The 20384-nt window shown below is 72.8% G+C and carries 23 protein-coding genes; 7 read left to right on the top strand and 16 right to left on the bottom strand.

What is annotated here, in order from left to right; translation table 11 throughout:
• Window positions 1-35: 35 nt before the first annotated feature.
• Window positions 36-1190, bottom strand: a complete 1155-nt coding sequence (locus JTN19_RS11280) for a patatin-like phospholipase family protein (protein ID WP_206932509.1) — start codon at window positions 1188-1190, stop codon at window positions 36-38.
• Complete coding sequence (locus tag JTN19_RS11275; RefSeq protein ID WP_206932502.1) at window positions 1190-1357, bottom strand: hypothetical protein; 168 nt, start codon at window positions 1355-1357, stop codon at window positions 1190-1192. The genes JTN19_RS11280 and JTN19_RS11275 overlap by 1 nt, the downstream gene beginning before the upstream one ends.
• 170 nt (window positions 1358-1527) lie before the next feature.
• On the opposite strand from JTN19_RS11275, the gene JTN19_RS11270 reads away from it, so the two are divergent.
• Window positions 1528-1917, top strand: a complete 390-nt coding sequence (locus tag JTN19_RS11270; protein ID WP_206932501.1) for an SPW repeat domain-containing protein — start codon at window positions 1528-1530, stop codon at window positions 1915-1917.
• Between the two features lie 42 nt (window positions 1918-1959).
• Here JTN19_RS11270 and JTN19_RS11265 read toward each other — a convergent pair whose 3' ends face one another.
• Both JTN19_RS11265 and alaS read right to left on the bottom strand, forming a co-directional pair.
• Window positions 1960-2340 carry a hypothetical protein gene (locus JTN19_RS11265; protein WP_206932500.1) on the bottom strand — a complete coding sequence of 127 codons (381 nt, stop codon included), beginning with the start codon at window positions 2338-2340 and terminating at the stop codon, window positions 1960-1962.
• Between the two features lie 72 nt (window positions 2341-2412).
• Complete coding sequence (alaS, locus tag JTN19_RS11260; RefSeq protein ID WP_206932497.1) at window positions 2413-5058, bottom strand: alanine--tRNA ligase; 2646 nt, start codon at window positions 5056-5058, stop codon at window positions 2413-2415.
• A 103-nt stretch (window positions 5059-5161) separates the two neighbouring features.
• Between alaS and JTN19_RS11255 the strand changes: the two genes are divergently transcribed.
• Both JTN19_RS11255 and JTN19_RS11250 read left to right on the top strand, forming a co-directional pair.
• The gene (locus JTN19_RS11255; RefSeq protein WP_206932495.1) at window positions 5162-5620 is read left to right on the top strand and encodes a hypothetical protein; all 459 of its coding nucleotides are present in this window, start codon (window positions 5162-5164) and stop codon (window positions 5618-5620) included.
• Window positions 5621-5715: 95 nt separating this feature from the next.
• Entirely contained in the window at window positions 5716-6708 is a 993-nt protein-coding gene (locus tag JTN19_RS11250; protein ID WP_206932494.1) for a Bug family tripartite tricarboxylate transporter substrate binding protein, read from the top strand.
• Between the two features lie 10 nt (window positions 6709-6718).
• On the opposite strand, the gene JTN19_RS11245 is transcribed toward JTN19_RS11250, so the two are convergent.
• The 11 genes from JTN19_RS11245 to JTN19_RS11195 all read right to left on the bottom strand — a co-directional run bounded on the left by JTN19_RS11245 (window position 6719) and on the right by JTN19_RS11195 (window position 15223).
• Window positions 6719-7804: a DUF917 domain-containing protein gene (locus tag JTN19_RS11245; protein ID WP_206932493.1), complete on the bottom strand. Its 1086-nt coding sequence runs from the start codon at window positions 7802-7804 to the stop codon at window positions 6719-6721.
• A gap of 15 nt (window positions 7805-7819) precedes the next feature.
• Window positions 7820-8215 carry an AtzH-like domain-containing protein gene (locus tag JTN19_RS11240; RefSeq protein WP_206932492.1) on the bottom strand — a complete coding sequence of 132 codons (396 nt, stop codon included), beginning with the start codon at window positions 8213-8215 and terminating at the stop codon, window positions 7820-7822.
• Entirely contained in the window at window positions 8216-9382 is a 1167-nt protein-coding gene (locus JTN19_RS11235; RefSeq protein ID WP_206932491.1) for an amidase, read from the bottom strand. It abuts the gene before it with no gap.
• Window positions 9372-10409 (bottom strand): recombinase RecA, encoded by a 1038-nt coding sequence (recA, locus tag JTN19_RS11230; protein ID WP_206932490.1) that lies wholly within the window; start codon window positions 10407-10409, stop codon window positions 9372-9374. Before recA ends, JTN19_RS11235 begins: the two co-directional genes overlap by 11 nt.
• Window positions 10410-10525: 116 nt before the next feature.
• Window positions 10526-11938 carry an ATP-binding protein gene (locus JTN19_RS11225; protein ID WP_206932484.1) on the bottom strand — a complete coding sequence of 471 codons (1413 nt, stop codon included), beginning with the start codon at window positions 11936-11938 and terminating at the stop codon, window positions 10526-10528.
• A 5-nt stretch (window positions 11939-11943) separates the two neighbouring features.
• A complete protein-coding gene (locus tag JTN19_RS11220; RefSeq protein ID WP_206932481.1) occupies window positions 11944-12993 on the bottom strand; it encodes an EscU/YscU/HrcU family type III secretion system export apparatus switch protein in 1050 nt (349 codons plus the stop codon).
• Between the two features lie 3 nt (window positions 12994-12996).
• On the bottom strand, window positions 12997-13782 hold the full coding sequence (locus tag JTN19_RS11215) for a flagellar biosynthetic protein FliR (RefSeq protein ID WP_206932477.1): 786 nt from the start codon (window positions 13780-13782) through the stop codon (window positions 12997-12999).
• On the bottom strand, window positions 13782-14057 hold the full coding sequence (locus JTN19_RS11210; protein WP_206932475.1) for a flagellar biosynthetic protein FliQ: 276 nt from the start codon (window positions 14055-14057) through the stop codon (window positions 13782-13784). Before JTN19_RS11210 ends, JTN19_RS11215 begins: the two co-directional genes overlap by 1 nt.
• A gap of 43 nt (window positions 14058-14100) precedes the next feature.
• Window positions 14101-14415, bottom strand: a complete 315-nt coding sequence (locus tag JTN19_RS11205; RefSeq protein ID WP_206932473.1) for a flagellar hook-basal body complex protein FliE — start codon at window positions 14413-14415, stop codon at window positions 14101-14103.
• Window positions 14415-14822, bottom strand: a complete 408-nt coding sequence (flgC, locus tag JTN19_RS11200) for a flagellar basal body rod protein FlgC (protein WP_206932471.1) — start codon at window positions 14820-14822, stop codon at window positions 14415-14417. Before flgC ends, JTN19_RS11205 begins: the two co-directional genes overlap by 1 nt.
• 14 nt (window positions 14823-14836) lie before the next feature.
• Window positions 14837-15223, bottom strand: a complete 387-nt coding sequence (locus JTN19_RS11195) for a flagellar basal body rod protein FlgB (protein ID WP_206932469.1) — start codon at window positions 15221-15223, stop codon at window positions 14837-14839.
• A 97-nt stretch (window positions 15224-15320) separates the two neighbouring features.
• On the opposite strand from JTN19_RS11195, the gene JTN19_RS11190 reads away from it, so the two are divergent.
• The 3 genes from JTN19_RS11190 to fliP are packed head-to-tail and all read left to right on the top strand — an operon-like array spanning window position 15321 to window position 16632.
• On the top strand, window positions 15321-15608 hold the full coding sequence (locus JTN19_RS11190; protein ID WP_206932467.1) for a hypothetical protein: 288 nt from the start codon (window positions 15321-15323) through the stop codon (window positions 15606-15608).
• Window positions 15609-15640: 32 nt separating this feature from the next.
• Window positions 15641-15910 (top strand): hypothetical protein, encoded by a 270-nt coding sequence (locus JTN19_RS11185; RefSeq protein WP_206932465.1) that lies wholly within the window; start codon window positions 15641-15643, stop codon window positions 15908-15910.
• Window positions 15907-16632 (top strand): flagellar type III secretion system pore protein FliP, encoded by a 726-nt coding sequence (fliP, locus tag JTN19_RS11180; protein ID WP_206932463.1) that lies wholly within the window; start codon window positions 15907-15909, stop codon window positions 16630-16632. Before JTN19_RS11185 ends, fliP begins: the two co-directional genes overlap by 4 nt.
• A gap of 4 nt (window positions 16633-16636) precedes the next feature.
• Here the strand turns inward: fliP and JTN19_RS11175 are convergent, their stop codons facing one another.
• Window positions 16637-18772, bottom strand: coding sequence for a ComEC/Rec2 family competence protein (locus tag JTN19_RS11175; RefSeq protein WP_206932461.1), 2136 nt, complete (start codon window positions 18770-18772; stop codon window positions 16637-16639).
• 57 nt (window positions 18773-18829) lie between these two features.
• On the opposite strand from JTN19_RS11175, the gene gltX reads away from it, so the two are divergent.
• Complete coding sequence (gene gltX / locus JTN19_RS11170) at window positions 18830-20245, top strand: glutamate--tRNA ligase (protein WP_206932451.1); 1416 nt, start codon at window positions 18830-18832, stop codon at window positions 20243-20245.
• Window positions 20246-20384 lie beyond the last annotated feature (139 nt).

Raw genomic sequence — 20384 nt, 5'->3', positions numbered from 1 at the left:
ACATTCGGCGGCACGGCGGCCAGTAGCGCCCGGCCTCAGCGGATGGCGGCCATTCCGGAGCACTCCTCCAGCTGGGGCGGCATGGCCGTCACCTCGTGCAGGTGCAGGCCCGGCGCGAGTTCCTCCGCGCGGTCCGGCCGGGTGAGGCGGCGCAGCGCCGCCGCCATCGCCGCCTCGCCCGCCCGCCAGCGGTCGGCCAGGGTGGCGGTGGAGAAGTCGAAGGCCTTGCCCGGCCCCGCCTCGTCGAAGGCGGCGCGGTAGCCCATCAGCACCACGGTGGCCCGCGCGCCCACACCGGCGGCGCGCAACAGCTGCGCCACCTCGGGGTCCGCGCGCCGGTCCTCGGGCAGGTGGCGCGCCAGCGAGGCCATGCGCGCCCGCACCTCCCACTCCCGCGCATGGGCGACCAGCGCCTGGCGCGTCTGGTTGCCGAAGGCGAGGTCCGCCGCGCGCGCCAGGGCGGCGGAGAGGCGCCGCGGTCGCTGGCCCGTGCGGTGGAAGAGCTCCACGACGAGACAGGTCAGCGCCTCCTCCCCCACCTCGCGGAGAATAAGGTCGAGGGGGGCATTGGCCGACAGCCCGCCATCCACCAACCGCCGCCCCTCCAGCTCGACCGGCGGAAACAGGCCGGGCATGGCGCTGGAGGCCAGGATGTGCTCCGCCGTCAGCCAATCCCCGCGCGCGGTGTCGAACACCACGCGCGCCCCCGTCTCCACATCGGTGGTGACGATGGACAGGCGCGTGGGCCCGCGGTTCAGCCGGTCAAGGTCGAGCGTGGCATCCAGCCGCGCGCGGAGCGGCGCCATGTCATAGAAGGCCCGCCCGCCGCCCAGGCGCAGGTCGGGGCGGAACAGGCCGGGGCGGCCCATCAGCAGCGTCTGCCAGGCGGCGGCGCGGTTGTGCGCGGCGCGCCAGGCGCCCCTGGCCGGGGGCGGGCCGAGCAGGAAGGTGGTCAGCGGCGTGGGCTCCTGCGCCAGGGAACTCCAGAACCCGCGCAAGGCGGCACCGCCCTGGCCCGGCGGGGCGGCCGCGAAGAGCGCCGCGTTGACGGCCCCCACGGAGCTGCCCGCGATCCAACGGGGCATGGGCTGGCCGGAGGCCTCCAGCGCGGCGCAGGCCCCGGCCTCGAAGGCGCCCAGCGCGACGCCGCCCGAGAGCACCAGCGCGGCGGGGGATGGTAGCGCGCTCATCAGGAAGCCGGGCCGGAGGTGCCTGGCCCCCGGCACGCCTCCGCCGCCACCCGGCGCCGGGCGGCGGGAACGAGGTGGAAGCCGGCCGCGGCGAAGGCATGGGCGGTGGCGCGGCCAACGCCGCTGGAGGCGCCGATGATCGCGATGCTGCGCGGCGAGGGGGACATGGGAACTCCGGCAAAGTGTCGCTGCTACAACCCGCCCCGGGCACGGAAGTTCCGCCATGCCATCCGGCAACCCATCGGTGCGGGCAGGGTTTTTCCCAGACGGTGCGGCGCCACGGCCCCACCGCGAGCCACGCCGACCCCGATGCCCACCCCAGCCGGAGGACTTCGCGATGCGTGTCATCCCCACCCGCGCCCATGGGGCGCTGGACTACCTCGTCGGCCTGATCCTGGTCCTGGCGCCCATGCTCCTGGGCTTCGCCGACCGCGGCCCGGCCCAGCTCGTGCCGCAGGTGATGGGCGTGCTCATCATCGGCCTCGCCATGCTGACGGACTACGAGATGGGGCTGCTGCGGCTGATCCCGATGCCGGTCCATCGGTTGGTGGACCTGGGCGCCGGCGGCTTCCTGCTGGTCTCGCCCTGGGTGTTCGGCTTCGCGGGCTTCATCGCCTGGCCCCACATCCTCTTCGGGATTTCCATCCTCGTGGTGGCGCATTTCAGCCAAACCACCCCCTCCACGCCGGCCGCGCCCTATGGCGGCAGCGGCCCCGGCCGGCCGTGACGCGGGGCGCGTGGTGCGGCGGGGCGGCGGCTGCCGCGCCCGCTACCACCAGGGCGTGGTGAAGGAGAAATAGAGCGCCGCCCCGGCCAGCAGCACCGCCAGCGCCACCAGCAGCGGCACGCGCGCGGGGCTTGGCCCCGTGCGGCCGCCGACCCCGCGCGAGGCGCTCTCCGCGCCACGCTCCGCCGCGCGGGCGGCCGTCACCTCCGCGGTGGTGGGGGAGACGCCGCCCGCCTCGTCATCGGTGCCGAGCGGCGAGGCGGCGGGGTCCAGCACAGGCAGCTTGTCGCCCGTGGCGCCCGCCTCGATGTCGCGCCGCAGATGCGTGACATTGGGGGACGCGGTGGCGAGCGGGGTGGGACGCGGACGGGGCGTGATCTCCGTCGGGTCGTCGTGGCGTGGCAGGTCGTTCTTACCGGTCATGGGTTGCCCTCTTCCGAAGGGCAACGCGCCGGCAGGGCAACGGGTTTCAGCCCGCCCCCCGCCTTGGGCGTGTCAGGCCGAGAGCGCCGCCTTGATGGCCGCCAGCGCCTCGTCCAGCTTGTCGCCATCGGGGCCGCCGGCCTGGGCCATCTCGGGCCGCCCGCCGCCGCCCTTGCCGCCGACCGCGCCCGAGGCCGCGCGCACCAGCGCCACCGCATCGGCGCGGCCCTTGGCCACCTCGCCCACGCCGACCACGATGCTGGCCTTGCCGCCCTCGTTGGACACCAGCGCGGCCACGTCGGCCGTGCCGGACTTCAGGATGGCTTCCGCGAGGCCCTTCAGTTCGCGGCCGGGCACATCGCCCATGTCGCGCAGCGCCACGCGCAGCCCGCCCACCACCTCGACCTCGGCGCTGCTGCCGGTGGCGAGCTTCTTCCGGGTCTCGGCCAGGTCGCGCTCCAGCTTGCGGCGTTCCTCGATGAGGGTGGCCACGCGTGCGGGCAGGTCGGCGGGGGTGACCTTCAGCGCCAGCGCCGCCTCGCGCAGCAGCCGTGCCTCGGCCTCCACCACGGCAAGGGCGGCGGCACCCGTCACGGCCTCCACGCGGCGCACGCCGGCGCTGACCGCGCCCTCGGCCACCAGGCGGAGCAGGCCGATATCGCCGGTGCGGCGCACATGCGTGCCGCCGCAGAGTTCGATGGAGTAGTGGCCGCCGCGCTCGGTCGCCGCCTCGTCACGGCCCATGGCGACGACGCGGACCTCCTCGCCATACTTCTCGCCGAAAAGGGCCATCGCCCCCTCGGCCACGGCGGCCTCAGGCGTCATGAGGCGGGTGGTGACCTCGGCGTTCTCGCGGATGCGGGCATTCACCTCGGCCTCGACCCAGGCGAGGTCCTCGGCCGCGATGGGCGTGGGCTGGGAGACGTCGAAGCGCAGCCGGTCGGGCGCCACCAGCGAGCCCTTCTGGGCCACATGGGTGCCGAGGCGCCGGCGCAGCGCCTCATGCAGCAGATGGGTGGCGGAATGGTGCGCGCGGATGGCGGAGCGGCGGGTGTGATCCACCTCCGCCACCACGGCCTGGCCCACGCTGATGTCGCCCTGCTCGACCACGCCGAGATGCACGAACACATCCCCCAGCTTCTTCTGCGTGTCGCGGATGCGGATGAGGCCGTCGGCCGTGCGGATGACGCCGGCATCGCCCTGCTGGCCGCCGCTCTCGCCGTAGAAGGGGGTCTGGTTGAGGATGACGGCCACCTCGCGCCCCACCGCCACGGAGTTGACGGGCGAGCCGCCGGCCAGGATGGCGGTGATGGTGCCCTCCGCGCGCTCGGTGCTGTAGCCGAGGAATTCGGTGGCCCCGACCTTCTCCTTCACGTCGAACCAGACGGTTTCCGTGGCCGCCTCGCCGCTGCCGGCCCAGGCGGCGCGGGCGCGCTGCTTCTGCTCGGCCATGGCGGCCTCGAAGCCCGCCACGTCCACCGCGCGGCCCTCGGCGCGCAGCGCGTCCTGCGTCAGGTCCAGCGGGAAGCCGTAGGTGTCGTAGAGGCGGAAGGCGACCTCGCCCGGCAGGGGCTCGTTTTCGCCCAGCTTCTCCTTCTCGCCCTCCAGCAGGTGCAGGCCGCGTTCCAGCAGGGAGCGAAAGCGCGTCTCCTCCAGCTGGAAGGTCTCGGTGATGAGGCCGGCGGCGCGGGAGAGTTCGGGGTAGGCCGCGGCCATCTGCCGCTCGAGCACCGGGAAGAGGCGGTGCAGCAAGGGCTGCTCGGCGCCCATCATGTGGGCGTGGCGCATGGCGCGGCGCAGGATGCGGCGCAGCACATAGCCGCGGCCCTCATTGGAGGGCAGCACGCCATCAGCCATCAGGAAGGCGCCGGCGCGCAGGTGGTCCGCAACCACGCGGTGGCTGGCACGGAAGGCGCCGTCCGGCTCCTGCCCGGTCAGGTGCGCGCTCTCCAGGATGATCGCGCGGAAGGTGTCGGTGTCGTAGTTGTCGTGCTTGCCCTGCAGGATGGCGGCGAAGCGCTCCAGCCCCATGCCGGTGTCAATGGAGGGGCGGGGCAGCGGGTTGCGCGTGCCCTTCGGCTCCTCCAGGAACTGCATGAAGACGAGGTTCCAGATCTCGATGAAGCGGTCGCCATCCTCATCGGGGCTGCCGGGCGGGCCGCCGGGAATGCCCTCGCCATGGTCGTAGAAGATTTCGCTGCACGGGCCGCAGGGGCCGGTGTCGCCCATGCGCCAGAAATTGTCGTCGGTCGGGATGCGGATGATGCGGCTGTCGGGCAGCCCCGCGATCTTGCGCCAGAAGCCCGCCGCCTCCTCATCCTCCGAATAGACCGTGACCAGCAGCTTCTCCTTCGGCAGCGCGAAATCCTTCGTGATCAGCGTCCAGGCGTGCTGGATGGCCTGTTCCTTGAAGTAGTCGCCGAAGGAGAAATTCCCCAGCATCTCGAAGAAGGTGTGGTGGCGGGCGGTGTAGCCCACATTGTCCAGGTCATTGTGCTTGCCGCCCGCGCGCACGCATTTCTGCGCGGTGGTGGCGGTGCTGTAGGGGCGGCGCTCGGCCCCCGTGAACACGTTCTTGAACTGCACCATGCCGGAATTGGCGAACATCAGCGTGGGGTCGTTGCGCGGCACCAGCGGGCTGCTCTCGACCACGGCATGGCCGTGGCGGGCGAAGTAGCCCAGGAAGGTGGCGCGGATGTCGTTGCTGCTGCTGCTCATGGCCCGTGCTGTAGCGTGGCGCCGGTTTCCCCTCAAGTTGGGGGAATGATCCGGATTGTGCCCGATGGCCGGGACGCTCTAGCCTGCCGCCATGCCGGTCGCGATGCCCACACCCCGGATCATGCTGCGGCGCCTGGGCTTCACCGCGCTCTACCACTATGCGCCGCTGGAAGCGCTGCCCGGGATTGTCTCCCGCGTCACCGGCCGGCCGGGCGAATGGACGGACTGCGAACTGCGCCTGCACGCCAGCCCCGGCTGGTCCTGGGGCGGCAAGCGGCTGTTCCGCGACTATTCCCTGGTGGATTTCGAACTGCGCCTGACCAATCGTGGCGCCTACACCTACTTCTTCGGCGGCGAGCCGAGCCGCTGGGGCCTGCTGAAGAACCTCGACCTCTCCGCCGCCCGCCCGATCGAGGAGCAGGGCTGGGGCGTGGTGCGCGTGGCCCTGGAGGACATGCTGGCCCGCTATGACGGCCCGGTCTTCTGCCGGCCCGATGACCGCGCCGTGGTGATCCGCGGCGGGTATGAGGGGCCGGGCGCGGTGCGCCCCCTGCCCGTCTGATGCGGCGGCACGGCCCTTGCAACCACCCCATGCCTGACCGCCCACAGGCCGGGTCCTGCCCACCTCCTGGGCAGATGATTGCTGGAGACTGCCACATGTTTCGCCGCCAACTGATCCTGGGGGGTGCCGCCGCCACCCTCGCCGCCCCCGCGCTGGTCCCTTCCGCCCGGGCGCAATCCGCCTGGCCCGCGCGCGGCCCCATCCGCCTGATCTCGACCTTCCCGCCCGGCGGCTTCGCCGACACCATGGCGCGGCTGCTGGCCGCCGAGCTCACGCCGCGCATCGGCCAGTCGGTGGTGGTGGAGAACCGCGCGGGCGCGGGCGGCACGCTGGGGGCGAACCTGGCCGCCCAGGCGGCCCCCGATGGCTACACCCTGGTGATGAGCCATTCCTCGCCCTTCGGCGTGGCGTCGGGCACCTATCCGAACCTGGCCTACAATGTGGTGGACAGCTTCACCCACCTGGCCCTGCTGGCCGAAAGCGCCAACCTGCTGATGGTGAAGAGCGACAGCCCCATCCGCACGCTCGCCGACTACATCGAGGCCGCGCGCCGCGGGCCCATCCGCTACGGCTCCTCCGGCATCGGCTCGGGCACGCATCTGATGGGCGAGGTGATGGCGCGCCAGGCCAACCTGCCCAACATGGACCATGTGCCCTATCGCGGCAGCGCCGCCGGCCTGTCGGACCTGCTGGGCGGGCGCATCGAGAGCATGTTCGACCCCATCACCACCAACACCGGCATGATCCGCGACGGGCAGGTGCGGGTGCTGGCCCTCTCCACGCCGCAGCGCATCCCGGCCTTCCCCGACATCCCCACCTTCGCGGAACAGGGCATGCCGGTGCTGACCAACACGACCTGGGCGGGGCTCTCCGGGCCCCGCGGCCTGCCGGCCGACATCGCGACGAAGCTGACCGAGGCCTCGGTCGCCGCCATGGCGACGCCCAATGTGACGGCGCGGCTGGAGCAGCTGGCCAACTACGCGCCCAACCCGCCCGTGACGGGCGCGGCCTACACCGCCTTCATCCGCGAATTCGCGGAGAAGTGGGGCGGCGCGGCGCGGCAGCTGGGGATCGTGGCGGGGGCCTGAGCTCCGGCGTTCAGGCGCCGGCCTTCGGCAGATAGGGGATCACCTCGATCCCCAGCGCCGCCTCGACCACGGGATAGAGCCCGTGGTCGAGCAGCGCCGGCGCCAGCGGCACCTCGGCGCAGGGAATGTGCAGCACAACGAGGCGCTGCCCCTCCCGGATGCGCCCGGCCGAGACGGGGGCGCCCGTCTCCGCATCCAGCGTGGTGATGACGTCGGGGAAGGTGGCGAGCCGCTCGCCGCCCGCCTCCACCGCGATCCATTCATTCATCAGGTGCAGGAGGGCTTCGCCCACCTGGAAGCGCCCCACGTCGAAGGCGGCCTCGGTATAGGCCATGGCCTCGCGCCGCACCTCGCCCTCGGCCAGGATGCGGCCGCGCGTATGGGCGCGGATGGCCTCGATGACCGCGCGGCCGCCGGAGGGACGCGCGGCGATGATCGCCTCGCCCAGCGCCAGCGCGTAGCTGATGCCGCCCACCGCCGCGTTCTGCTTCACGAAGCCATTGGTCACGGGGTTGCGGCAGGAGGCGATGAAGCCGCCCGACATATGCCCCGCCGTGCGCAGGATGGGGCTGACCATGGCGGTGGCACCCCGCGTGACGAGCTCGATGTAGCGCCCCTCGGCGCGGTTGCCGCCCGCCACCGTCTGGATGGTGGGCGTGGGGTCGCGGTGCATGCCCATGCTGCCCATGTCGCCGGTCGGGTGAGCGCGGATGTCGCCCACCGCGTCCAGCACCACGGCCTTCATCATCACCGCCGGCAGCCAGCCGTTCAGGGTGGAGGACATGCCGTTCTGCCCCACCATGAAGCCGTCGATCTTGCGGCCGAACTCCCGCTCCAGCAGCTGGGCGGCGCGGACATAGTCCACCGCCAGCATCTCCCAGGCCGTCTGGTCGCCAGGGGCGCCGATGGCGGCGGCGGTGGCGATGATGGCGCTGTCCGGCAGCTCGTCCGGGTGCATCAGCACGGGGCGGCCGCAATGGATCGCGGCGGTGCCCAGCACGCGGCCATGCTCGGCCCAGCCGCCGCCGCCGGCCGCCAGCACGGCCCCGCCGGCGAGGGCGGCTTCCATTTCGGCCGCGCCGAGTTCACGGGGCATGGGCGTGGTCCTTCCTCAATAGGCGGGGGTGGATTCCGTGACGGAGACCTGCGCCAGCACGACCTTCCAGCCCACATCCGGGAAGCGCACCCAGGTCTGGCTTTGCCGCGCCGGCATGTCGCGGCCGCGCATGTCGAATTCCAGATGCACCGTCGCCATGTCGCGGCCGAAGGTGGTGATCACCACGCGGCGGCGCTTCAGCTTGATGCCCGGCCCGGGCGGGCGGCGCACGCGGTGGGCATGGATTTCGTCGAAGCCATAGCCGTTCTCATGGATGGCGGCGCGGATGGTCAGCGGGCTGTTCCAGAAGGTGGCGTCCAGCACCTCCACATCCTTGTCGATCAGCGCCTGTTCGTAGCGTTCGAACAGGGTGCGGATTTCCTCCACCACCTCGGGGATGTTCAGTTCCATTCAGCGCGTCTCCAGGGCAAGGGCGGTGCGGACCAGCAGCGCATCGGCCCCGCGCGCGGCCAGCAGGGACAAGCCCACCGGCCGCCCATCCGCCAGGCTGCCCGGGATGCTGATCTGCGGGTGCCCCGCCAGCCCCCCATGCGCGCAGAGGCCCAATATCGCGTCGCGGATGGGCCCCAGCGCCGGCAGCGGCAGCCCGGCCTTCGGCGCCGGGAAGGGCGTGGTGGGCATGGCGAGGATGGTGCCCGGCGGCAGCAGGTGCCGCAGCCGGCCCCGCGCCTCCTGCCGCACCATGGCGGCCCAGCCGCGCTCGGCTTCCGGCGTGGCCGCCCCCAGCACCAGCCCGCGCGCGACCGAGAAGGCCATGCGCGGGTTGTGCGTCTCGACCCAGGGGCGGAAGGTCTCCCAGGCCTCGACGGGCTGCAGCGTGCGCTGGGCGCGGGCCCAGGCGGTGAGGCCGCCGTGGGCCAGGATGTCCTCGCGCCACTCGGGCACCAGGGTTTTCAGCCGGTCCAGCAGGGGTTGCAGCGCCGCGGCGGTGTTGGCTTCCGCGAAGCCGAAGGCGTCGGTGGCGATGATCAGCCGCTTGGGCAGCGCGTCCGGGATCGCCTCCTGCAGCAGCACCTCGCTGGCGCGCGCGAAGGTGCCAGCGTCCCGCGCGAACCAGCCGGTGGTGTCGGAGCTGGGCGCCTGGGGCAGCATGCCCGTGAGGTCCAGCCGCCCATGGGTGGGGCGGATGCCATAGAGGCCGCAGAAGCTGGACGGCACCCGCACGCTGCCGCCGGTGTCCGTGCCCAGCGCGATGTCGCACAGCCCCTGCGCCACCGCGCTGGCGGAGCCGGAGGAGGAACCGCCCGGCACATGCCCCGGCGCCGCGGGGTTCAGCGGCGTGCCGTCGAAGGCGTTCTCGCCCAGGATGCCGAGCGAGACCTCGTCGGTCACGGTCTTGCCCACCAGCTCGGCGCCCGCATCCAGCAGCGCCTGCACCGCCCAGGCATGGCGATCAGGCACCGGGTAGTGCGCCGCCCAATCCGGGTTGCCGCCGCCCGTGGGGTGGCCGGCGACGTCGAAGAGGTCCTTGGCGGCGAAGCTCAGGCCGGAAAGAACGCCCCCTGCCCGGCCCGCGATGCGGATCGCGGGGCCGGGCAGGAAGGGGTCATTCGTCATCGCCGTCCGAGTCGCTGTCCGGGCTCGCCAGCATGCCGCTCGCCACCGTGTCGGCCTGGCCGCGGATGCGGCGCTCCACGCTGTCGGCCATCTCGGGGTGGTCGCGCAGGAACTGCTTGGCGTTCTCGCGCCCCTGGCCGATGCGCGTGCCATCGCAGGAGAACCAGGCGCCCGACTTCTCGACCACGCCTGCCTTCACGCCGAGGTCCAGCAACTCGCCCACCTTGGAGATGCCCTCGCCATAGAGGATGTCGAACTCCACCTGGCGGAAGGGCGGCGCCATCTTGTTCTTCACCACCTTCACGCGGGTCTGGTTGCCGATGACGTCCTCACGCTCCTTGATCGCGCCGATGCGGCGGATCTCCATGCGGATGGAGCTGTAGAACTTCAGCGCGTTGCCGCCCGTGGTGGTCTCGGGGTTGCCGAACATCACGCCGATCTTGAGGCGGATCTGGTTCAGGAAGATCAGCAGGCAGTTGGAGCGCGACACGGTGCCCGTCAGCTTGCGCAGCGCCTGGGACATGAGGCGGGCGTGCAGGCCGACATGGGTGTCGCCCATCTCGCCCTCCAGCTCGGCCTTGGGGACGAGGGCCGCGACACTGTCCACCACCAGCACGTCAATGGCGCCGGAGCGCACCAGCGTGTCCGCGATTTCCAGCGCCTGCTCGCCGCCATCGGGCTGGCTGATCAGCAGGTTGTCCACGTCCACATGCAGCTTGCGCGCATAGCCGGGGTCGAGCGCGTGCTCGGCGTCAATGAAGGCGCAGGTGCCGCCCTTCTTCTGCGCCTCGGCGATGATGTGCAGCGCGAGCGTGGTCTTGCCCGAGGATTCCGGGCCGTAGATCTCGATGATCCGCCCCTTGGGCACGCCGCCGATGCCGAGTGCCAGGTCGAGGCCGAGCGAGCCCGTGGAGATGACCTCGATATCCTCCATCGCCGTCTTGGCGCCCATCCGCATGATGGAGCCCTTGCCGAAGGCGCGCTCGATCTGGCTGAGGGCCGCCTCCAGCGCTTTTCCTTTTTCCATCTGGCTTCATCCTTGGATCACGGCCCGGCGGTCCTCGCCGGGCAATACGGGTGGGGCACTATGTGCCGGCCAGGGGTGAGTCGCAAGGAAGACCCGGTTGCGCGCGGGCGCCCACCTCAACCAGAGGATGCGAGCCGCGCGGCGACGGCGGCGCGCAGCGCCTCGGGCGTGAAGGGCTTGGCGAGGAAGGCGAAGCCCTCGCGTTCCGGCGCGCCACCGACCGAGGCCGCCGAATAGCCGGACAGCAGCAGCACCGGCAGGTCCGGCTGAACGGCGCGGGCGGCGCGCGCCAGTTCCAGCCCGTCCAGCCCCGGCATGGCGACGTCCGTGACCAGAAGCGCGGGCCGCAGCCCCTCGCGGATGGCGTCCAGCGCATCCTGCGAATCCTCCTGCGGCACCACCTCGTGCCCGGCCTGGCGCAGCGTCAGTGCGGCGACCCGCAGCAGGGTGCGTTCATCGTCCACCAGCAGGATGGGGCCGGCGGGCGGCGCCACCACAGGTTCCGGGTCCGGGAGCGCCGGGGCCGCCTCGGGCGGCGGTTCGGCGCGGGGCAGCAGGATGCGGAAGAGGGTGCCGCCCTCCGGCGGGCATTCCACCTCGATCCGCCCGCCCGACTGCCCCACGATGCCCTGCACGGTGGCGAGCCCGAGCCCCGTGCCGCCGGATTCGAGCTTGGTGGAATAGAAGGGCTCGAAGATGCGGGGCAGCACCTCGGGCGGGATGCCGGGGCCCGTGTCGCGCAGTTCCAGCGTGACGTAGCGGCCCGGCGGCAGCACTTCGCCCGCCGCGATCTCGTCCGCCAGGACGAGGCGCCGTCCGGTGGTGAAGATCAGGCGCCCCCGCGCGCCCATCGCCTCGCGCGCGTTCACGGCCAGGTTCAGCAGCACGCGGGACCATTGGTCGGGGTCCACCAGGATATGGCGCGAGGGCTGTTCGAGATGCATCTCGACCTGGATGCCCGGCCCCATCAGCCGCGGCAGCAGGCGCACGAACTGCATCACCGTGTCGTTCAGCGCCACGCTGCGCGGGGCCAGCACCTGCTGCCGCGCGAAGGCGAGCAGCTGGCGGACCAGCGCCGCGCCACGCTCCGCCGCCGCCTCGATGGCCGCGACCTCGACGGCGACCTCGTCCGGCAGGGGCGCCACGCGCGCGGCGGCGGCCGCCCCCAGGATCACGCCCAGCAGGTTGTTGAAGTCATGCGCGATGCCGCCCGCGAGCCGGCCCAGCAGGGCGAGCCGTTCGTCCTGCCCATCGCCCGTGGGGGTCAGGGCCAGCAGCACGCCCCGCGCGCAAGGCGTGATGGCGAGCGAGACGGAAAGCCGGGCGATGCCGACCCGCCCCGGCGTGCCGCGCAGCCCCGCCGCCAGCGCCTCGGCCGCCTCGGGCAGCAGGTCCCAGGCCTTGTCGCCGGGGGCCACGCCCTCCAGCTGGGCGCGGAAGGGCGGGTTGGCCGCCACCAGCTCCCCCCGCGCGTCGAGCAGGGCGAGCGGCTGGGGCAGCGCGTCCAGCAGCGCGCCCGGGGGCACCATGCCCTTCATGCCCCGCCCGCGCGCCGCATGACGAGGGCGATGATGCGCGCCACCGCATCCCAATGCTGGGCAGGAATTTCGGCGTCGAGGTCGAGGCGGTGCAGCGCGCGCGCCAGCGGGGGGTCGGCCATGATGGGCACGCCCGCCTCCTTCGCCACCTCTCGGATGCGGGCCGCCACGGCATCCACCCCCTTCGCCACCACCTTGGGCGCGGCAGACTGGCCGGGGTCATAGGCCAGGGCAACCGCATAATGCGTGGGGTTGGTGATGACGACGGCGGCCTTGGGCACGGCGGCCATCATGCGCGCGCGGCCCTTGGATTCGCGGAGTTGGCGCAGGCGGCCACGGACCGCGGGGTCGCCCTCGCTCTCCTTCATCTCGTCCTTCACCTCCTGCTTCGTCATCTTGAGCTGTTCGAGGTGGCGGTGACGGACCCAGAGAATGTCGGCCAGGGCCAGCAAGGCGAAGGCGGCCAGCGTCGCGGCCAGCAGCCGCGCCACGCCCTGCCCCGCCGCGCCGAACAGGGCGCCCGGCGGCGCCTCGATCAGCGTGGACAGCCCCGGCAGGTCGCTTGCCACGAACCAGAGCGCGGCCATGACGATGAGCATCTTGAGCAGGGTGCGGAGGAACTCCATCAGCCCCTCCTTGCCGAACATCCGCCCGAAGCCCTTCAGCGGCGAGAGCTTGGCGAGGCTCGGCGCCATGGACTTGAAGTTCAGCGCGGCGCGGGTCTGCAACAGCGTGGCCGCCACGGCCCCCAGGATGGCCGCGGCCGCGACGGGCCAGGCCAGGTGGAAGAACAGCCACCCCCATTCCCGCGCGGCCCAGCCGGTGTCGAGCTCATGCGCGCGCGCGAAGCCGCCTGCCATGGCGGCCGCGAGATCGGCCACGCGGCCGGGCAGCATGATGGCCGCGCCCAGCGAGGCCACCAGCAGCGTGGCGAACCCCACCGCCTCGCGCGAGAGCGCGACCTGGCCTTCCTGCGCCGCCTTCTGGAGTTTGCGGGCGGAGGCCTCTTCCGTGCGTTCGCCACCGCCCTCCTCGTCCTCGGCCATGGGTCAGCCGAGGCCGGGCAGGCGGGACAGCGCCTCGCCCATGGCCACCCACCAGGCGTGGAAGAGGGCGGGCATCAGCAGGATCAGCAGCAGGAAGCCGCCCAGCAGCTGCGCGGGCGCGGCCACCACGAAGACCTGCAGCTGGGGGGCCACGCGCGCCAGCAGCCCCATGGCCGCGTTGAAGAAGATGGCGGCCAGCACGAAGGGTGCCGCGAGCTGCATGGCCACCGCCATCATGCCGGCCACGAAGCGCGTCAGCAATTCGGCGGCATCGCCCAGCGGCAGCGGCTGGCCGGGCGGCAGGGTGGCATAGCTGCCGGCCAGCGCCCGCAGCGGCACCTCGTAGAGGCCCGTGGCCAGGAACAGCGCCGCCGTCAGCAGGCCCAGCATGCGCGCCGGCGCCGTCGCGCTGCTGCCCAGGAACTGGTCGCCCTGAAGCGGCGTGGCGAGGCCCATCATCAGCGCGATGACCTGCCCGGCCTGGGCCAGCGCCAGCGCCAGGAAGCGCGCGCAAAGGCCGATCCAGGCGCCGACCAGCACCTCCGCCGCCACCAGCAGGGCGAGCGGCGCGACCTGCTCCGGCAGCGGCGGCAGGCTGGGGCTCAGCACCGGGGTCAGCACGAAGACGAGCAGGATGCCCAGCGCCAGGCGCTGCGTCATGGGGATCTCGGATTCGCCCAGGCCCGGCAGCAGCATCACCGCCGCCCCCATGCGGCAGAAGACCAGCGCCGCGTGGAAGGCCAGCAGCGGCAGGGCCTCCAGCAGCGCGAGGTCGGTGGGCGTGATCATCAGGGCGCGCCGCCCAGCGCCACCACCTGGTCGAAGAGGGTGGCCGCCCAGCCGCGCATCAGCCCCGACATGTGCGGGCCGAGAAACAGCAGCAGCGTCACCATGGCCGCGAGCTTGGGCAGGAAGGCCAGGGTCGGCTCCTGGATCTGCGTCAGCGCCTGGATGAGCGAGACGACGAGGCCGATGCACAGCACCGCCAGCAGCGGCGGGCCGGCCAGTTGCAGCGCGACCCAGACGGCCTCGCGCATGGCCATCACGGTGGCCTGTTCAAGCATGTGGCGAACCCCTCGCGTTTTGCGGGCGGGCGGCGCGTTGCCGTCAGATCGGCATGCGCATCACGTCCTGGTAGGCGGTGACGACGCGGTCGCGCACCGTGGTCGCGGTCTGGAGCGCGAGTTCGGCGCGGGAGATGGCCAGCACCACATCGGTCACGCTGCCCGTGCCGGTGAGGGCGGCGGTCGCGCTGGCATCGGCCTGGTGGCCGGTCTGGATGGCGCCGCGCACGGCGCGGTTCAACGCATCGCCGAAGCCGCCCGCGGCACCGGCCACGGTGGAGGCGGCCTCGCCCAGGCCTTGCGCGGCGCGATAGGCCGCCGCGGCACCGAGTGCCGCGCCAAGGATGGGGGCGGCCATCAGCGCAGCGCCTCGATGGCGCGCATCAACATGCCGCGCGTGGTCTCCAGCACGGCGAGGTTGGCGGTGTAGCTGCGATTGGCCTCGCGCATGTCCATGTTCTCCACGAGGCCATCCACATTGGGCGTGCGGACATAGCCGCGTTCATCGGCGGCGGGGTGCCCGGGCTCGAAGCGCTCCGGGAAGGCGCTGTTGTCGCGGCCCACGCGCGCCACGTGCACCGTCTCCACGCCCAGCGCGCGGTCGAGGCGGTTGGCGAAGGTGACGGTCTTGCGGCGATAGGGCTCGGCGCCCGGCGCGTTGCCCGTGCTGTCGCGGTTGGCGATGTTCTCCGCCACCACGCGCAGCCGCGAGGATTGCGCGGCCATGCCGGCGGCGGAGATGGAAAGGGCGCGGTCGAGGTCCATGGCGGTTCACTCCGTCAGGGGCGGCCCAGCGCGGTGCGGAACAGCGCCAGGTATTTGCGGTGCAGCCCCATGGTCATGGCGTGGGACTGGTCGTTCTCGGCGATGCGGATGGCCTGTTCGTCAATGGAGACGGCATTGCCATTGGGCGTGCGCTCGCTCACCGCGGCCACCAGCCCGCGATTGGCGCCGCCCGCGGGCAGCAGGTGCCGCGCATCGGTGGCGGCCATGGCCGGCCGCGCCACGCGGCGGTTCAGGATCTCGGCGAAGGGCACGGCGTCCCGCGCGCGGTAGCCCGGCGTGTCGGCATTGGCGATGTTGGCGGCGAGCAGCCGCTGCCGCCCGTCCAGCCAATGCAGCCGTTGTTCGGCAAGGGCCATGGGGCCGGAGCGCATGAGGTCCATGGCACGCAGCTTTGGCGGGGGAAGGTTAAGGAAGGCTGAAGCGGCCCGAGCTGGGTCGGTCAGGGTTCCTTAAGGGCCTGGCGGTCAGAAAGGCCCCATGGCCCCTCCCCCCTGCCCCGCGGTGCCGCCCCCACCTGCCCAGGCCGCGCCCGAAATCCAGGCGGTGCTGGCGGCCATCCAGTCGCTCGCCACCACCATGGCCGTGGCGCGCGCCCTGGTCACCTCCGGCCGCGCCGTGGAGCTGGAGGGGCTGGAGGCCGAGGCCGCGCGGCTCGCCGCCGCGCTGGCCTGCCTGGACGCGGGCGCGGCGCCGCTGCTGCGCCCCGCCCTCGATGATTGCCTGCGGGAGCTGGAGCGCCTCGACCTCGCGCTCCGCCTGCCCTGAACCCCCCATCCGCGTCGGCAGGAGGCCACGCCATGACTTCACCTGACTACCTCCAGGCCAGTTACCTTCAGGCGGGCGCCGCGCTGGCCGCCGTGCTGCTGCTGCTCTGGGGCGGCGCGCGGCTGTTGCAGCGCCGGGGCCTGGTGGCGCGGCCCGATGCGCGGCTGCGCGTGGCCGATTCCTGCGCGCTGGATGCGCGGCGGCGCATGGTGCTGTTCCGCTGCGACGGGCGGGAGGGCCTGCTGCTGACCGGCCCCATGGGCGACCAGTTCCTGGGCTGGCTGCCGGGAGAGGCGCCATGAGGGTCTTCGCACTCGCCCTTGTCCTGGCGCTGCTGGCCGGCGGGGCCTCGGCGCAATCCGTCGCCATTGACCTTGGCGCCACCGGGCAGCCGGGGGCCACGGCGCGGCTCGTGCAGCTCACGGCATTGGTCGGGCTGCTGTCGCTGGCGCCCTCGCTGCTGGTGATGGCCACCGCCTTCACGCGCATCGTCATCGTGCTGGCCCTGCTGCGCTCGGCCATCGGCGCGCAAGGCGTGCCGCCCAACCCGGTGCTGATCGGGCTGGCGCTCTTCCTCTCCTTCTTCGTGATGCAGCCGGTGCTGGAGGCGTCCTGGGTGCAGGGCATCCAGCCCATGACCGAGGGCCGCATGGACGAGATGACGGGCCTCACCGCCGCGGCCCAACCCTTTCACCGCTTCATGGCGGCCAATGTGCGCGAGACGGATTTGGCCATGTTCCTCGACCTCGCGCGCCTGCCCTCCGCGACGCCGGCCGAGGCGCCCTGGCGCGCGCTGATGCCAGCCTTCCTCGTCACCGAATTGCGCCGCGCCTTCGAGATCGGCTTCCTGCTGTTCCTGCCCTTCCTCGTGATTGACATGGTGGTGGCGTCCATCCTGATGTCGCTGGGCATGATGATGCTGCCGCCCTCGGTGGTGTCGCTGCCCTTCAAGCTGATCTTCTTCGTGCTGGTGGATGGCTGGACGCTGCTGGCCGCGAGCCTGGTGCAGGGCTTCGCGATGTAGCGGATTATTCGGTCAGCGCCGGCGGCAGCGCCTCCTCGCCGCGCGGGCGGGGTTCGGGCGGCACCCAGGGACGGTCGCCGCGCCAGGCGCGGTCCGACAGCACCAGGCCCTCCGCCGTCCAGGCCGCGTGCGCGCCGTTCCGCCAGAGGCTGAAGCGGTCCACCACCAGCGTGCCGGGGCAGCGGCCGCGCAAGGGTTCGGGCGAGAGGATCAGCGGCACCGTCCCGCAGATGTCGCGCGGGGCGTATTGCGGCGGCAGGCGTTCGTTGCGGCGCGGGATGGGCGGGCGCAGCAGCACGAGGCGCGGGGTGCCGGCTTCGTCGCGCAGCGTGCAGGCATCGGGCGCGCAGGTGATGCGGCCACCCGCCGCCTCGCCTTGCACGGGCAGGTTCGTGGCGCCGGAAGCCCCCCAGGCGCGCAGCCAGGAATCCTGCACGAAGCGCGAGGCGCCGGGGCGGCGTTCCACGAAGACCTCGCCGCCCGCGCGCAGCGCGAAGAGGCGGCCGTCGCCCGCCACCAGCGCGTCTGGCGGCGGCGAGACGGCTCCCGCCAGCATGCCTCCAATGGCGGCCGGCAGGCCCCAGAGCCGCCAGCCCGTGCGCCACAGGCACAGCCAGCACAGGCCCAGCACCGTCACCAGCAGTCCCCAGGCGGGCGGCGGCGCCAGCGAGAGCGCCGCCCCCGGCCAGGACGCCACCGCATGCGCCACCGCCAGGATGCCCTGGACCCCCCACCCCATGATGGCGAGGGGCCATTGCTCCAGCCCTAGCGGCATCAGCAGCAGGGCCAGCATGCCCGCCGGCATCACCAGCACCGAGGTCAGCGGCACCGCCAGCGCATTGGCCGCCACGCCGTAGAGCTGCACGCGGCCGAAATGGTGCAGCCCGGGCGGCGTGGTGGCGAGGCCGGCCAGCACCGAGGTCAGCGCCGTGCCCGCCACCGCCGCCACCAGCCACCACCACCAGGGGCGCGGGCCGGGGTCGCGGCGCAGCCGGGGGCGCGCCACCTCCCAGCCGGCCACCAGCGCCATCACGGCGAGGAAGCTCATCTGGAAGGAGGGGCCCAGCACCACCGCCGGGTGCAGCGCCAGCACCACCGCGGCCGCGAAGGCCAGCACCCGCGGCGAGAAGGCGCGCCGCCCTGCCAGCAGTGCCACCGTCACCAGCGCCGCCATGGCGAAGCTGCGCTGCATGGGCACCTGGCTGCCCGTCAGCACCATGTAGAAGCCGCCCGCCGCCAGCGCGGCCAATGCCGCCGGCGCGCGGGTGCCGAAGCGCAGCGCGAAGCCCGGCCACAGCGCCAGCCCGCCGCGCACCACGAAGAACGCCATGCCCATGACCAGGCCGATATGCAGCCCCGACACCGAAAGCAGGTGAACGAGGCCACTGTCGCGCATCGCCGCGAGGTCCGCTTGCGGCACGGCACTCTGCCCGCCCGTCAGCAGCGCGGCGGCGATGGCGCCCGGCGCCCCGGGCAGCGCGGCCGCGACCCGCGCCTCGATCAAGGCGCGCCAGCCCGAGAGCGGCGGGGCGCGGCCGCCCCGCGCCAGCACTTCCACCGGCCCCAGCGCGAAGCCCGAACCGCCCTGCTCCGCGAAATAGGCCGCGCGCTGGAAATCCCAGCCGCCCGGATGGGTGGGCGGCGGCGGCGGGCGCAGCAGGGCGCGGATGCGGACCATGTCGCCCGGCTGGGGGCGGGCCAGGTCATCGGCGCGCAGCCGCACGCGGATGGTGCGGCGGGCGGGGGGCATGTCCTCGGCCCAACGCACGCCCGCCAGGGTGAGGCGCGCGCCCTCGGGCAGCAGGTCGGTCTCGGCCACGGTGCCGGTGACGATGAGGGCGGTGCGCGGCGGGTCCAGCACGGGCGGCACCAGCGCCGCGTGCAGCAGGGCCAGCGCGAAGCCCAGCCCCGCCGCCGCCGCGAGCCCCATGGCCCAGCCCGCCAGCAGCCAGCGCCGCGCGAGCCAGACCGCCACCGGCAAGGGCAGCAGCGCCGCCAGCGCCCAGGCGGGGTGCGGCTCATTCCACAACGCGAAATAGACCAGGATGCCGCAGCCCAGCGCCACGGGCAGCCAGAGCGCCAGGCGGCGGCGCTCCGCCTCCAGCACGCGAACGACCCAGGGTTGTGGCGGGGCCAGCATGGCGCAGCGATGAACCACCCCTCCGCGCGCGGCAAGCCTCATGTTAGGAACAGGGGTATGACCGTCCGCACGCGCTTCGCGCCCTCCCCCACCGGCTTCCTGCACATTGGCGGCGCCCGCACCGCCCTGTTCAACGCGCTCTTCGCCCGGCGCCATGGCGGGCAGTATCTGCTGCGCGTCGAGGACACGGACCGCGCGCGCTCCACGCCCGAAGCCGTCGCGCAGATCCTGGAAAGCCTGGAATGGCTGGGCCTGAGCCCGGATGAGCCGCCCGTGATGCAGTCCGCGCGCGAGGCCCGCCATGCCGAGGTGGCGCACGAATTGCTGGCCGCCGGGAAAGCCTACCGCGCCTACGAAACCCCCGAGGAACTGGCCGCCATGCGCGAGCGCGCGATGGCCGAGAAGCGCCCGCCCCGCTACGACGGCTACTGGCGCGACCGCGAGCCCGGACCCGAGCAGGAGGGCACGCCCTTCGCCATCCGCCTCAAGGCGCCGGTCGAGGGCGAGACCGTCGTGGACGACCTGGTGCAAGGCACGGTGCGCGTCGCGGCGTCGGAGCTGGATGACATGATCATCCTGCGCTCCGACGGCACGCCCACCTATCTGCACGCGGTGGTGGTGGATGACCATGACATGGCCATCACCCATGTCATCCGCGGCGATGACCACCTGACCAACACCTTCCGCCAATGCATGGTCTATGACGCGATGGGCTGGCACCGGCCGCGCTTCGCGCATATCCCGCTGATCCATGGCGCGGATGGCGCCAAGCTGTCCAAGCGGCACGGCGCCGTCTCCGTGCTGGAGTTCCGCGAGCAGGGGCTGCTGCCCGAGGCGGTGTGCAACTACCTGCTGCGCCTGGGCTGGGGCCATGGCGATGAGGAGATCATCCCGCGCGAGCGTGCGGAAAAGATCTTCGACCTGAAGGATGTGGGCCGCGCGGCGTCGCGCATGGACTACGCGAAGCTGATGCACCTGAACGGCGTCTATCTGCGCCAGGCGGACCCGGAGGCGCTGCTGCCCGAGGTGATGCGCCGCCTGGCCGCCATGGGCCAGGATTTCGGCACGGAGAAGATCGCCCGCGTGCGCGCCCTGCTGCCGGCCTTGCAGGAGCGCGCGAAGACGCTGGCCGAACTGGCCGAGAGCGCGGCCTTCGTGGTGGCCGACACCGCACCCGTTCCCGACGCCAAGGCCGCGGCCCTGCTGACGGAGGAGGCACGCGCCCGGCTGCTGAACCTGGCGGAATTCCTCTCGGCCATGCCCGAATGGACGCGGGCCGACCTGGAACACTGGCTGCGCGACTATGCCGATGTGAAGGGCATCAAGCTGAAGGACGTGGCCCAGCCGCTGCGCGTGGCCCTGACCGGCAGCACCATGAGCCCGCCCATTGACCTGACGCTGGAGGCGCTTGGGCGGGATGAGGCGCTGGCAAGGATTGTGCTGGCGGCGGAGGGGGGATCGGGGGTGGTTTGAGGCGGGGGCGCTGCCCCCACACCCCCGCCGGGGTCCGTGGCGGACCCCGGACCCCATCGTCAATTTGGGAACAAATTCTTCCTTACCATCTTACGATCTTACTATCTTACCGGCCCCCAACCGGAGGCCGCCTGGAGTT

It is taken from the genome of Roseococcus thiosulfatophilus, from assembly GCF_017311575.1.
Classification (GTDB): Bacteria; Pseudomonadota; Alphaproteobacteria; order Acetobacterales; family Acetobacteraceae; genus Roseococcus; species Roseococcus thiosulfatophilus.
Note: the sequence above shows the minus strand (reverse complement) of the source record. Positions and strands in the feature narration are given on the sequence as shown.